Here is a 13,136-nt window from a genome sequence, read left to right as displayed (position 1 = left end):
GGTATGTTCATGATCAGGTGATGTGAACCGACATGCGACGACATGCGGCGAAGCACCCGGAAGGGGTGACTGTGCCCCATCGTTCCGCTCGACCCCCGTCCGCCCCGGACGTGACGCTCCCCGCCTCCCGGGCGCGCCGCACGACGCACACCGTCCACCGAGGTGACGCTCATGCACATCCGTACGTCCTTCCCCTACGAAACCACTCATGAGGACGTCCTCGTCCCTCTCTCGGACGGCACCCGTCTGTACGCCCGGATCTGGCGTCCGCTGACCGAGGAGCCCGTACCGGCGCTCCTGGAGTACCTCCCGTACCGCCTGACCGACTGGACGGCCCCGCGGGACTGGCAGCGGCATCCCTGGTACGCCGGCCACGGCTACGCCTCGGTCCGTGTGGACGTGCGCGGCCACGGCAACTCGGAGGGCGCGCCGAGGGACGAGCACTCCGGGACCGAGCCGGACGACGGCGTGGAGGTGGTCTCCTGGCTGGCCGCCCAGCCCTGGTGCACAGGCCGGGTCGGCATGTTCGGGATCTCCTGGGGCGGCTTCATCTCCCTCCGTGTCGCGGCCCGCGCGCCCGAGCCGCTCAAGGCGATCGTCACGGTCTGCTCGACCGACGACCGCTATGACAACGACGTGCACTACGCGGGAGGTTCCGTCCTCGCCGTCGGCATGCACGCCTGGGCGGCCACCACGCTCGCCTTCGCCGCCCGCCCGCCGGACCCGGCGCATGTCGGCGAGGTGATGTGGCGCGACATGTGGGTGAAGCGGCTGGAGGCGCTCGACCCCTCTGTACACACCTGGCTGGCGCACCAGAGCCGGGACGCGTACTGGCGCCACGGCAGCGTCCGCGAGGACTACGGCACCATCAGTGCGGCGGTCCTCGCGGTCGGCGGCTGGCACGACCCGTACCGCGACACGGTGCTGCGCCTGGTGGAGAACCTGCCACCGGATCGCGTACGCGGTCTCATCGGACCCTGGTCGCACCAGTACCCGGACCGGGGCCTGCCGCCCGGACCGGCAATCGGCTTCCTCCAGGAGACGCTGCGCTGGTGGGACCACTGGCTCCGGGACGAAGAGACGGACGCGCTCTCCATCCCCGTGCTGCGCTCGTACGTGATGGACGCGCACCCTCCGGCGACCGTGTACGGAGAGCTCCCCGGCCGCTGGGTCGGCGACCCGGCCTGGCCTTCACCCTCGGTGACCCCGGTCGCGTACGCGCTCCAGGGCGCCCCGGTACCGGTGCGCTCCCCGCAGCACACGGGGGTCGACGCGGGCCGCTTCTTCCCCTTCGGCAACGAGGCCGACCTGCCGCCGGACCAGCGGGAGGAGGACGCCCGGTCGGCCTGCTTCGAGTTCGAGGTGGCGGAGGAGACCTGGGTGCTGGGCCGCCCACGGGTCAATCTGCGGCTGACGTCCGGGTCGCCCAGGGGCCAGGTGATCGCCCGGCTGTGCGACGTCGCCCCGGACGGAGCGTCCACGCTCGTCACCCGGGGCGCCCTGAACCTGTCAGCGCGCCAAGGCCGCGACCAGGCCGTTCCGTGGAAACCGGGTACTACGGAGAACGTGGTGTTCGACCTGAACGGCATCGGCTACGCGTTCCCGGCGGGCCACCGCATCCGCCTGGGCGTCTCCTCCGCGTACTGGCCGTGGATCTGGCCCCAGCCTGGCTCGGAGGCGGGCTTCACCCTGGACCCGATCGGCAGCACCCTGGAACTCCCCGTACGGGCAAGGGAGTCGGACCCCTCGATCACCTTCGGGGAACCGGAGGAGTCCGAACCCCTCGGCGTGACCGTCTCCGCGACCCTGGACGAGCCCCGCCCGGAACGCCTGGTCCTGCGTGACGTGGCCGCGGGCACCTGGCGCCTGGAGGTGGACCCGGGCCACGGCGGCACCCGCGTGTACCCCGACGGCCTCGAATGCACGGAGGACGCGCGGGAGACGTACACGATCGACGAGTCGGACCCGCTGTCCGCCCGCGCCCGCTCGACCTGGTCGATCCGGCTGCACCGCCCGGACCTGCCGTGGGACGCCCGCGTCGAGACGGTCTCCGCCATCACCTGCGACGCACGGGACTTCATCACGACCGACGAGGTCGTCTGCAAGGACGGCGACGAGGTCGTCTTCCACCGAACCTGGGAGAAGCGAATCCCGCGCACAGCCGGCTGAAAGGGCCCGACCGACAGGGCTTACGGGGGCGGGAGTTCACCCCCGTAAGCCCTGTCGGCCGGGCCCCCGCACACCGCGCGCCCCGGCGCCGGTCCGCGCGGCGTCCCGACACCGACATGCCGCCCGGACGCCGAACACCGGTGCCACGGACCGCACTTCGCCCTGTGCTCACCAAGACGCGATCCGCGACCACCCGGCTCGGCCCGCGCTCGCTGCAGCCCGCTCCGAATCGCCGGGCTCGGCCCCGCGTCCGCCCGGCTCGGCCGCCGTCCTACCCCCGCTCCGGCCCCGGACCTGCCGCGCTCCCCTACGTGTCCCGCGCCGCGAATCTCGCTGCGGGAGGGGCCGCTCGGCGTCCTGCGGAGGCTTGTCACCCCCCTGCCGCCGCAAGCGCAATGCCCGAATTGCCTTGCATGCCGCCTTGATGACCCTTGGTCTCGTGAATTGGGTCACCAGCGAGCCGGTACGCCACCTCGCGCCACCTCTCGACCAACCCCTTTGCCAAAGGCAAGTTGAGGATCCAATTCCGGCGCAATCGGACTTTTTCCCCGTGCCCTAACCAGGCGAAAGCGATCTTCGCAGCCAAATCTGGTCTTGTTCCGGACATGTGCTCTCGCATACGTTCTCGTCGATCCCGGGCGGATCGCCGAATCCTGCCGCCGCCCGGAAACCCACCCACCCACGCACGGCAGGAGCGGGGGAACCACAGGTAAGCCGCCGATCCGGACACACCGGACCGGCTAGGGGTGAAGCCGCGCCCAAAACGCGGCCGGGCATCTCCCGCCCGAACCCGACAGCTCACCTCGCAGGCGTCGGAGAGGACAGTCGTCATGCCCGTACGAGGCAAGCACCGCCGCACGAAGACCAACGTCATCACCCGGGGCATGATCGCCGCCGGAACTGGCGGCATCGCCCTTGCCCTCCCGCTCGTGAGCGCGACCGGCGCCCACGCCGCGACCCCGGCGCAGGCCCCCCAGCTCACGAAGGCCGCCCACACCGCGGTCATCCCCAACGTGCAGCTCATCACCTACAAGGTGGTCGCGGGCGACACCCTCTCCAAGGTGGCACAGAAGCACCCCGAGAGCGGTGGCTGGAAGAAGCTGTACACGGCGAACCGCGCGGTCATCGGCGACAACCCCGCCCTGATCCGTCCGGGTCTGAAGCTGACCGTGGGCACGAAGAAGCTGAAGTCGACGGTCGTGCGCACGACGGCGAAGGCGACCCCGGCTGTCGCCAAGTCCAAGGTGGCCACCGCCACCCAGGCCTCCGTCAAGACCTACGCCAACAACCTCGACGGCTGGATCAAGCAGTCCCTTGACGTCATGGCCAAGGCGGGCATACCGGGCAGCTACGACGGCATCTACCGCAACGTGATGCGCGAGTCCTCCGGCAACCCCAACGCCATCAACAACTGGGACTCCAACGCCGCCGCGGGCATCCCCTCCAAGGGCCTGCTCCAGGTCATCGACCCCACGTTCCAGGCCTTCCACGTCGCCGGAACGTCGATGAACATCTACGACCCGGTCGCGAACATCACCGCGGCCTGCAACTACGCGGCCAAGACCTACGGCTCCATCGACAACGTCAACGGCGCCTACTGATCGCACCCTCGGCTTCACCCTCACCCGCCGGCGGCACCTTCTCGGTGCCGCCGGCGGGTGCGTTGCCACTGCTAGAAGCCGAAGAGGCGCTCCAGGACCACCGCGATTCCGTCGTCCTCGTTCGACAGGGTGACCTCGTCGGCCACCGCCTTCAGTTCCGGGTGGGCGTTGGCCATCGCCACACCGCGGGCGGCCCAGTCGAACATCGGGATGTCGTTGGGCATGTCACCGAAGGCGAGCGTCGCGGCTGGGGTGAGACCGAGGTGCGCGGCCGCGAGAGCGAGTCCCGTCGCCTTGGTCACCCCGCATGGCTGGAGTTCGACGGTGCCGGGCCCGGACATGGTGACCGTCGCGAGTGAACCGACCACTCCCCGCGCCGCCGACGCCAACTCGTCGTCCGACAGCGACGGGTGACGGAGCAACACCTTGCTGATCGGCTCCGTCCAGAGGTCGTCCCGACGCGGCACCCGCACCGCCGGCAGGGTCGGATGCGGCATCACATACCCCGGCTCGATGAGCGTCAGACCGTCCACGCCGTCCTGGTCGACCGCCGCGTACAGCAGCCCGACCTCCGCCTCGATCTTGCCGAGTGCCGTCTCCGCCAGTTCCCTGTCCAGGGTCACCGACCACAGCATGCGGTCCGCCCCGGCGTCGTACAGCTGCGCCCCCTGCCCGCACACCGCCAGTCCCTCACCGCCGAGTTCATCGAGGAGCGGTCGCACGCGCGGTGCGGGGCGGCCCGTCACCACGAGATGCTGGGCACCCGCCTGGGTCACCTTCGCCAACGCGGCCCGGGACCGGTCGGAGAGAGTGTCGTCGCCGCGCAGCAGCGTTCCGTCCAGGTCAGTGGCGATGAGTGAATATGCAGTCGGAGCGGCCATGATCCGAAGAATACGGATCGAACGACTCATCGGCCCGGCGTGAACCGGACGACGTCCGGTATCCCGTCAGCAACGCCGTTCACCGTACGGTGGTAAGCGCGTTGCGACCGCTTCGGATCACGCAAGGTCCGCTTCCGCCCACACCGACTTTCCCCCACACGACCGACCACAACACCCCAACACCGCCCCGCCACAGGCCGACTCGGCGCCAGGCCGACTCGGTGACGGCGCGCACCGCGGCGGACATCGGCGACGAGCACCGACAAGTCCGAGGAGAGACATGCCTGTTGAGCCCGCTGCGTGGCTTCCTGGCCCATCGCGCACGGTGACCCCGTTCCGGCAACACCTGCGCACCGCTGCCGAAGCCGTCATCCGGCGCTTCCCGGACCCTCTGCGGTCCGAGATCTACGTCCTCTCCTTTCGGATCTGGCGGATCGACGGCGACGAGCGCCACCCGTACGTGGCCATCGGCTACAACACCGAGACCCAGTACGGGCTGGAGACCTATCCGGAGGACCCCGGCGAGGCCCGCTGGAACTACGCCCTGTGGCTGCTGGACGGTTTCGAGATGCTGGGCAACATCCCCGAAGACCCTGCCGGAAGCCCGCTGTACGTGGAGGAGGTCAAGGGGCTGGGGATCTGGTTCGACGGTGACTACGACTTCCTCACGATGGATCTGCCGGAGGAAGAGGAGGACGAACTGGACGCCAAGTCCGACCTTCTCCGGCTCCACTTCTACGACGCCGTGATCGACCTCGCCCGCCGCCTCCACACCGATGGCCTCCTCACGGAGATCTTCGGCCGCGCCCTCCCCGTCGTCGTCTTCGACATGGACAGCCCCGGGTGGGAGATCGAGGCCACCGAAGCCGCCAACCCACCCCATTCGATTGCGGACTTCATGGCCTGGCAACGGAGCGCCGGTTCATGAGAGCGCGCCGAGGACCAAGGAGTTCCTTCACGGAGGAGCCCTGACGACCGGGGCGACTGGGCCGACCGGCCCCGCAGCCGGACGGCCCGCCCCGGCCGAGCCCGCCCTGGCAATCAGGCCTCGATCTCGACGCGCCGAAGGCAGCAGGCTCCAAGCCCCAACGGACGGCGGCAACTCCGAGCCCGTCGGGGCGAGGGCGTGGCCAAAGCGCCGGGGTGCAAGGGGCCGGCGGCCGAGGAGCCGACAGCCGGAGGGGCCGGCCCGCGAGCGCGGAGCCTCGGCCACAGCCCCCCGGCCGCACGCACCGTCGGCCGTACCTCACCTCACCCCGTGCGCGGCCACCAGATGCCCGGCCAGCCGCGGGGAGGCGAACTCCGTCCCGCACACGAACCGCATCACCGGCCCGTACGAGGCCGCCGCCGGCAGACCCGTGAAGTACAACCCGGGAACCGAGGACCGGTACCCGGCACCCAGCTTCGGAGTACCGCGGCTCACCGCCAGCTCCGCGCGGAGCTCGTGCCCGAGGAAGTCCATCGCGGCGATGTCGACGCGGTAGCCCGTCGCGGCGATCACGTGATCGGCGGAGAGCTCGTCCACCCGCCCGCCATGGGTCTGCACCGTCAGGACGGGGCTGCCGTCGGGCGCCGCGACGCCGACGATCCGCTGGACCTCACGGACCGCGACCTTGCCCTCGAAACGGTCACGGAGCCACCAGGCGCCGAGGGGACCGAGCACCCGGCGGACCAGGTAGTGCCGGGCCTGAGCAGGCAGATACCGGTAGGGCTGTGGGTAGTAGCTCAGCGCCCACAGGGACCAGGCGCGCCCGAACGGCGACTCGGGACGCATTTTGGGCTGCTTCCACGGGGGCGCGCCGAAGTCGACGGCGCCCTTGCCCCGGGACACCACCAGCACCTGCGCACCTGCCTCCGCCGCGAGCGCCGCCGTCTCCAGAGCGGACTGCCCCGCGCCGACGACTATCAGCTCCTTGCCGGAGAAGCGGCTCAGGTCGTGCTGCTGCGAGCTGTGCGACACCGGGCCGGTCCGTGTGGGGCCGTCGGCCGCCGCGCCCGCGAGCTCGGGAGGCAGATGAGCCAGCCCGGACAGTCCGGTGGCCACCACGACCGCCCGTGCGGTGAACAACTCCCCCGAGTCCAGCTTGATTTCGAACCCAGCGGACCGGTCCGCCCCCTCCCGGCCGCTCGTCCGGTCGATCGACACGACCCGCACGCGCTCCAGGTCGGGCACCAGCTTCTGCTGGAACCACTCCCCGTACCCGATGAACGTGTCGACCGGGATGATGTCCTCGTCCGTGACCAGGCGCGGTATCCCCGCCGCGGCGCAGTAGTCGCCGAGCGTGTGCCCCTGCTGCGGAGCGTCGATGCTGGAGGCGGCCGGAGTCGACTTGAGGAGCATTCCCTCAGGCATGTGGTCGCGCCAGCTGACCATGGGCTCGCCGAAGACCCGCACCGGGACACCACGCGCCCGCAGATGGGCGGCGGTGGACAGGCCGAACGGCCCCGCACCGATGACTGCTACCGGATGAATCACGAAGTCCCTCCCCAGGACGTACTACGCCTACTTCGCGGTGGAACTGCTGCTGCCGCGGCGGTTGGTCCGCCACAGTTGATACAGATGCTTCGCGCCCGGCCGCACGAAGCGCGCCAGCATCGTGAAGAAAGGCCGCAGGTCGTCACCCGCGAGCCAGGCCAGTTCCGTACCGCTCGCGCGGTCCGGCGCGTGCGGGGTCGTATAGCCGCTGCGCCGGTAGGCAAGCAGGGCCGGAAGGTCGATGTTCTCCACGATGTACCGGTGACCGGCCCGCTGTTCCCCTTCGGGAACGGCACGCCCGGTCAGGTCTAAGTGCATGGCACGGACGACGTCTATCCCCGACTCGTTCTCGAAGAGCCGGAACTGCGCGCCCATGCGCGGGTTGAAGTCGAGAAGCTTGTACTGACCGTCGCGGCGGTCGAACCGCAGGTCGAGGTCGATGATTCCGCTGAAGCCGATCTGTTTGATGAAACGCGCGGCGAGGTCCGCGAGTTCCGGATTGTCCACGACGTACGCGTTCGCCGTCATGCCCGCGTGCGGCGGCCAGGAGCGGACCTTCACACCCGTGAACATCGCGAGCGGCGCCGAGTCCGCGTCGAAGTACGCGTGCACGATCCAGTCCTCCGCCTCCTCCCTCGGCAGGTACTCCTGGAGGATCACGCCGGGCTGCGCACCCCACTCCCGGGCGAGGGTGAGCAGTCCCTCGCGGGTCGCGATCCTCGTCGTGCCGTTCACCGCGGGCCGGCTGCGGCGTACGAACGCCTCCCGGTTCTTGGCGACGACGGGGAAGCGGGCCTTCTCGGCGAACGCCTCGATGTCGTCGTACGACTGCGGAAAGGCCGCCTCGGGGCTGGGGATGCCGTGCTCCACGCACAGTTCGTGCAGCCCCTGTTTGCTGGCCAGCCGACGTGGCAGCTTGGCGTCCACACGCGGGAAGAGAAAGCGGTCGGCCAGTTCCTCCTGGTGCTCGGCGATCAGTACGGCGGCCTCTTCGTCCGTCGGGACGAGGACGGTGGGGCGGTCTATGCGGCGGCCGATGCGCAGCAGCCCCTCGACGAGCTGCTCCGGTTCCTCCGTCCCCGTGGTCGGCCAGACGAAAGCGCGCCGCAGATAGCGCGAACTCGCGGCCGGTGTGTAACGGTCCTCCGTGATCGCATACATCGGAATGCCGAGTCGGCCCAGACTCCGTATGGCGCCCACACCGCCGTGGTGCAGCGGGTAGTCGCCGAATTTCACGATGAGGCCCGGAACTTCCCGGTCGACGTCGACCGGCACACTCCTGGAGCTCCTGGCCACGGGTCCCCCCACATGTCCCCCCTACGGACCGGACCCACCCCGTCCGTGTCCCCCAAAGGACGCTAAGCCGGAATTGCCGCGTCCGACAAGACCAATTCGGACATTGCAAACTCTTTAGGCACTGCCACAGCATGGTCACTCCCCCGTAACGTGTGCCCCGACCACATGAAACGCGTGGAACGCATGGATCACATGGCGAGTACGAATCCGAAAGCGAGGCAGCAACCGATGCCCCCCTTCGATGTCCCCGAGGGCGATCCCTTCGGCCCGCACAACCTGCCGTACGGCGTGTTCTCCCTGGCCGGAACGGCCGCCACCCCCGAGCGGCGCGTCGGCGTACGGCTCGGCGACCACGTGCTCGACGCCGGCGCCGCGGCCCAGGCGCTCGGCTCCCCGTACGCCGGGCTGCTCGCTCAGCCGACCCTCGACCCGCTGCTCGCCGCGGGCCGCACCGCCTGGTCCGATGTCCGGCGCGCTCTGACGGCCTGGGTGACCGTCCCGGCCCACCGGGAGACCCTCACTCCCCATTTCCACCCGCTCTCCGACGTGACGCTGCACCTCCCGTTCACCGTCGCGGACTACGTCGACTTCTACGCCTCCGAGAACCACGCCCGGAACGTCGGCCAGATCTTCCGCCCCGACGCCGCCGACTCGCTCACGCCCAACTGGAAGCACCTGCCGATCGGCTATCACGGGCGCTCCGGCACGGTCGTCGTCTCCGGCACGGATGTCGTACGCCCGTCGGGCCAGCGCAAGGCCCCCGCGGACGCGGCCCCCGTCTTCGGCCCCTCGATCCGCCTGGACATCGAGGCGGAGGTCGGCTTCGTGGTCGGCGCCCCCTCGGAACAGGGCCGGCCGGTACGGCTGGGTGACTACCGCGACCACGTCTTCGGCCTCTGTCTCCTCAACGACTGGTCGGCGCGAGACATCCAGGCCTGGGAGTACGTCCCCCTCGGTCCCTTCCTCGGCAAGTCGTTCGCCACGTCCGTGTCGGCGTGGATCACCCCGCTCGACGCCCTGGACGAGGCCCGCGTGGCGCCTCCCGCCCGCACGCACCCCCTTCTCCCCTATCTCGACGACGCCTCCGAGGACCCGGGCGGCTACGACTTCCGGATCTCCGTGGCCATCAACGGCCACGTCGTCTCCGAACCCCCCTTCTCCACCATGTACTGGACTGCCGCCCAGCAGCTGGCCCACATGACGGTCAACGGCGCCTCCCTGCGCACCGGTGACCTCTACGGCTCCGGAACCGTCAGCGGCCCCTCCGCGGGCGAGCGCGGCTCCCTGCTCGAACTCACCTGGAACGGGCGCGACGCCCTCGAACTCCCCGACGGCAAGCGCACATTCCTGGAGGACGGCGACGAGGTCACCCTGACAGCCTGGGCCCCCGGGCCGGGCGGAACCCGGGTGGGCCTCGGCGAGGTCCGGGGCCGCATCACGCAGGCCGTCCCCCAGTAGGGCCACCCGGGGGACGAGGTCCGTGTCACGGTGGCCAGGATCCTGGCCACCGTGCCCCCGGTGAAGCAGGCCGGGAAGACCGGCGGATCGGTCGTCCGGCGCCTTTGCCCGAACGGATCGGCCGCCCGCCGTCCCACCCAGGACCAATCGGTCGCCCGGTGTCCCGCCCGATGCCGACCGGCCGCCCGCCGTCCCGCCCGCACAAATCAGTCGCCCGTGTCCCGCCCGATGCCGATCGGCCGCCCGCCGTCCTGCCCGGTACCGCTACATCCAGTCCTCGGGCTCCGGCTCCTGGTCCAGCTCGGGCCAGTCCGGGTCCGGTGCCGCAGCGGCCGCCGGAACCGACGCGGCCGCGGGTCTGCCGGCGGCCGACGGCCCTGCGGGTCTGCCGTCGGCCGGCGGGTTCGCGGGCGTGGCGCCGCCCAGCGAGGCGAGCACCCCGATGACGCCCTCCCCGTAGGTCGCCAGCTTCTTCTCGCCCACGCCGCTGATGCCGCCCAGGTCGTTCACGGAGGTGGGCCACACCGTGGCGATCTCCCGCAGCGTGGCGTCGTGGAAGATGACGTACGCAGGGACGCCCTGCTCGCGCGCCTGCTCGCCGCGCCAGGAACGCAGCGCCTCGAACGCGGGGACGAGGTCGGCGGGCAGCTCGGCCGCCGCCGCCTTGGCCTTGCGTTCACCCTTCGGTGCCGACGACCGGGACCCGGCCGGCTTCGGAGCCTCCTTGCGCAGCGGCACATCGCGCTCGCGCCGCAGCACGGTCCCGCTGGCATCGGTCAGCACCAGCGTGCCGTACTCGCCCTCGACCGCGATCAGCCCCTGGGCCAGCATCTGCCGTACGACACCCCGCCATTCGGCCTCCGCCAGCTCCTCGCCGATACCGAAGACGGACAACTGGTCATGGTCGAACTGGATCACCTTGGCGGTCTTGCGCCCCAGCAGGATGTCGACGATCTGGCCCGCGCCGAACTTCTGCCCCCGCTCGCGCTGGAGGCGTACCACCGTGGACAGCAGCTTCTGCGCCGCGACCGTGCCGTCCCAGGTCTCGGGGGGCGTCAGACAGGTGTCGCAGTTGCCGCAGGCCGGGGTGTTCGGGTCCTGGCCGAAGTAGGCCAGGAGCTGCGAGCGCCGGCACTGGGCCGTCTCGCACAGGGCGAGCATCGAGTCCAGATGGGCGGCGGCCCGGCGTCTGAACGCCTCGTCGCCCTCCGAGCCCTGGATCATCTTGCGCTGCTGGACCACGTCCTGAAGGCCGTACGCCATCCAGGCCGTGGACGGGAGTCCGTCGCGGCCGGCGCGGCCCGTCTCCTGGTAGTAGCCCTCGACCGACTTCGGCAGGTCGAGGTGGGCGACGAACCGCACGTCCGGCTTGTCGATGCCCATGCCGAAGGCGATCGTGGCGACCACCACCAGGCCCTCCTCCCGCAGGAAGCGGGACTGGTGCGCGGCACGGGTGCCCGAGTCCAGGCCCGCGTGGTACGGCACCGCCTCGATGCCGTTGCGGGAGAGGAACTCGGCCGTCTTCTCCACGGAGTTGCGCGAGAGGCAGTACACGATGCCCGCGTCGCCCGCGTGCTCCTCGCGCAGGAAGGACAGCAACTGCTTCTTGGGGTCGGCCTTCGGAACGATCCGGTACTGGATGTTGGGGCGGTCGAAGCTCGCCTCGAAGTGGCGGGCCGTGGGCATGCCCAGGCGCTGGGTGATCTCCTTGTGCGTCGCACGCGTGGCCGTGGCCGTCAGCGCGATGCGCGGGACGTCCGGCCAGCGCTCGCCGAGCAACGAGAGCGCCAGATAGTCGGGACGGAAGTCGTGGCCCCACTGGGCCACGCAGTGCGCCTCGTCGATCGCGAAGACGGAGATCTTCGCGCGGGACAGCAGGTCCAGCGTGTTGTCCAGACGAAGCCGCTCCGGCGCCAGATACAGCAGATCGAGCTCCCCGGCCAGGAACTCCGCCTCGACCACGCGCCGCTCGTCGAAGTCCTGCGTGGAGTTCATGAACCCGGCGCGCACGCCCAGCGCCCGCAGCGCGTCCACCTGGTCCTGCATCAGCGCGATGAGCGGGGACACCACAATGCCCGTACCGGGTCTGACCAGGGAGGGAATCTGGTAGCACAGGGACTTTCCGCCACCGGTCGGCATCAGGACGACGGCGTCGCCGCCCGCCACCACATGCTCGATGACCGCTTCCTGCTCGCCGCGGAAGGCGTCGTACCCGAAGACCCGGTGGAGGGTTGCCCGTGCCTCGCTCTCACCCAGCGTCCCCGTCGCGTCCGCTTCGGTCATCACACCCGTCCCGCCCATCGTCCTGTCCCCCGTACGTCGCGCCTCGACCACTGCGTCCACGATAGGGGTCCGCACCGACAGTCCGAGAGTTGTCCACAGGCTGCGAGGGGCCGGCTTCCCTACGTACCGGCGCGCGGCGCCCCTCTCACTCCCCTGCACGGCGCGTCCCGCCCGGGTTCAACCCGTTGGCCCCGCTTGCATGGCGTCGCCTCGTTGCCGAGGGCCATGCTGCTCGGGCGGGAGGAGGGGGCCCGCAGCAGACGGACCCGTGCAGTCCGTACGCCTCTCTCGCGTCTCAAGGAGTCTTCGCATGTCCCAGCGTCCCCTCAGGACCGTCATCACCCTCGTGACAGCCGCTGCCGCGTCACTCGCCCTGTCCGCCGTTCCGGCCCCGGCCTCGGACGGCCCGGCCAACGCGAAGGAGATTCGGGACCTGATCACGGCGTACACGGCCAGCGTCAAGTACCTCGACGAGAAGGTCGCCCTCGCCGACGGATACGTCCCCCATCAGTGCTCCACGGATCCCGCGGGGCACGGGAGCATGGGCTACCACTACTTCAACGAGTCCCGCTACGGCTCGCTCGACCCGGCGAAGCCCGCGGCCCTCCTCTTCGAGGACGGGAAGGACGGAAGGCGCCGGCTCGCCGGGGTGGAGTGGATCGTGCTGGACGCCGACCAGAACATGAAGACCACCGGAGACCGGCCTTCGATGTTCGGCGGCCAGAAGTTCGATGGCCCGATGCCGGGTCACTACCCCGGTATGCCGATCCACTACGACATGCACGTCTGGCTCTGGAAGCACAACCCCAGCGGGCTGTTCAACCGCTGGAACCCCAGGGTGAAGTGCCCGGCCGCCCCGACCCATTCCGGATCGTCGGGCAAGGCCCCGTCCGGCGCGTCGGGCAAGGCCCCCTCCGGATCGTCGGCCACCGCCCACTCCGCCCACTGAGAACGGCTCGGGCCCCGCTCCCC

9 protein-coding genes and 1 riboswitch are annotated in these 13,136 nt (G+C 70.4%); of the genes, 5 read left to right on the top strand and 4 right to left on the bottom strand.

Annotation, left to right across the window (positions count from 1 at the left end; translation table 11 throughout):
• The first annotated feature begins 171 nt into the window (after window positions 1–171).
• Together ACZ4N5_RS27610 and ACZ4N5_RS27605 are read left to right on the top strand one after the other, a co-directional pair.
• Window positions 172–2,169, top strand: a complete 1,998-nt coding sequence (locus ACZ4N5_RS27610) for a CocE/NonD family hydrolase (RefSeq protein WP_467759734.1) — start codon at window positions 172–174, stop codon at window positions 2,167–2,169.
• Between the two features lie 666 nt (window positions 2,170–2,835).
• Window positions 2,836–2,996, top strand: a riboswitch (cyclic di-AMP (ydaO/yuaA leader).
• A gap of 3 nt (window positions 2,997–2,999) precedes the next feature.
• The gene (locus ACZ4N5_RS27605; protein ID WP_467759733.1) at window positions 3,000–3,770 is read left to right on the top strand and encodes a transglycosylase SLT domain-containing protein; all 771 of its coding nucleotides are present in this window, start codon (window positions 3,000–3,002) and stop codon (window positions 3,768–3,770) included.
• Between the two features lie 71 nt (window positions 3,771–3,841).
• Here the strand turns inward: ACZ4N5_RS27605 and ACZ4N5_RS27600 are convergent, their stop codons facing one another.
• Entirely contained in the window at window positions 3,842–4,651 is an 810-nt protein-coding gene (locus ACZ4N5_RS27600) for an HAD family hydrolase (protein ID WP_467759732.1), read from the bottom strand.
• 280 nt (window positions 4,652–4,931) lie between these two features.
• Between ACZ4N5_RS27600 and ACZ4N5_RS27595 the strand changes: the two genes are divergently transcribed.
• Window positions 4,932–5,579, top strand: a complete 648-nt coding sequence (locus tag ACZ4N5_RS27595) for a hypothetical protein (RefSeq protein WP_467759731.1) — start codon at window positions 4,932–4,934, stop codon at window positions 5,577–5,579.
• A gap of 318 nt (window positions 5,580–5,897) precedes the next feature.
• On the opposite strand, the gene ACZ4N5_RS27590 is transcribed toward ACZ4N5_RS27595, so the two are convergent.
• Window positions 5,898–7,127, bottom strand: a complete 1,230-nt coding sequence (locus tag ACZ4N5_RS27590; RefSeq protein WP_467759730.1) for an FAD-dependent oxidoreductase — start codon at window positions 7,125–7,127, stop codon at window positions 5,898–5,900.
• 27 nt (window positions 7,128–7,154) lie between these two features.
• Window positions 7,155–8,402, bottom strand: a complete 1,248-nt coding sequence (locus ACZ4N5_RS27585; protein WP_467759729.1) for a carboxylate--amine ligase — start codon at window positions 8,400–8,402, stop codon at window positions 7,155–7,157.
• A 249-nt stretch (window positions 8,403–8,651) separates the two neighbouring features.
• Between ACZ4N5_RS27585 and fahA the strand changes: the two genes are divergently transcribed.
• On the top strand, window positions 8,652–9,881 hold the full coding sequence (gene fahA, locus ACZ4N5_RS27580) for a fumarylacetoacetase (RefSeq protein WP_467759728.1): 1,230 nt from the start codon (window positions 8,652–8,654) through the stop codon (window positions 9,879–9,881).
• A 264-nt stretch (window positions 9,882–10,145) separates the two neighbouring features.
• On the opposite strand, the gene recQ is transcribed toward fahA, so the two are convergent.
• Window positions 10,146–12,182 carry a DNA helicase RecQ gene (gene recQ, locus ACZ4N5_RS27575; RefSeq protein WP_467759783.1) on the bottom strand — a complete coding sequence of 679 codons (2,037 nt, stop codon included), beginning with the start codon at window positions 12,180–12,182 and terminating at the stop codon, window positions 10,146–10,148.
• Window positions 12,183–12,474: 292 nt separating this feature from the next.
• Here recQ and ACZ4N5_RS27570 point away from each other — a divergent pair, with 292 nt between their 5' ends.
• A complete protein-coding gene (locus ACZ4N5_RS27570) occupies window positions 12,475–13,113 on the top strand; it encodes a hypothetical protein (RefSeq protein WP_467759727.1) in 639 nt (212 codons plus the stop codon).
• Window positions 13,114–13,136 lie beyond the last annotated feature (23 nt).

Source organism: Streptomyces sp. NPDC026500 (genome assembly GCF_055567635.1).
Note: the sequence above shows the minus strand (reverse complement) of the source record. Positions and strands in the feature narration are given on the sequence as shown.

Bases quoted from the DNA above. Each gene is read 5' to 3' on its own strand.
- ACZ4N5_RS27600 (WP_467759732.1), bottom strand. From the start codon at position 4,651: ATGGCCGCTCCGACTGCATATTCACTCATCGCCACTGACCTGGACGGA.
- recQ (WP_467759783.1), bottom strand. From the start codon at position 12,182: ATGGGCGGGACGGGTGTGATGACCGAAGCGGACGCGACGGGGACGCTG.
- ACZ4N5_RS27595 (WP_467759731.1), top strand. From the start codon at position 4,932: ATGCCTGTTGAGCCCGCTGCGTGGCTTCCTGGCCCATCGCGCACGGTG.
- ACZ4N5_RS27570 (WP_467759727.1), top strand. From the start codon at position 12,475: ATGTCCCAGCGTCCCCTCAGGACCGTCATCACCCTCGTGACAGCCGCT.
- ACZ4N5_RS27605 (WP_467759733.1), top strand. From the start codon at position 3,000: ATGCCCGTACGAGGCAAGCACCGCCGCACGAAGACCAACGTCATCACC.
- ACZ4N5_RS27610 (WP_467759734.1), top strand. From the start codon at position 172: ATGCACATCCGTACGTCCTTCCCCTACGAAACCACTCATGAGGACGTC.
- fahA (WP_467759728.1), top strand. From the start codon at position 8,652: ATGCCCCCCTTCGATGTCCCCGAGGGCGATCCCTTCGGCCCGCACAAC.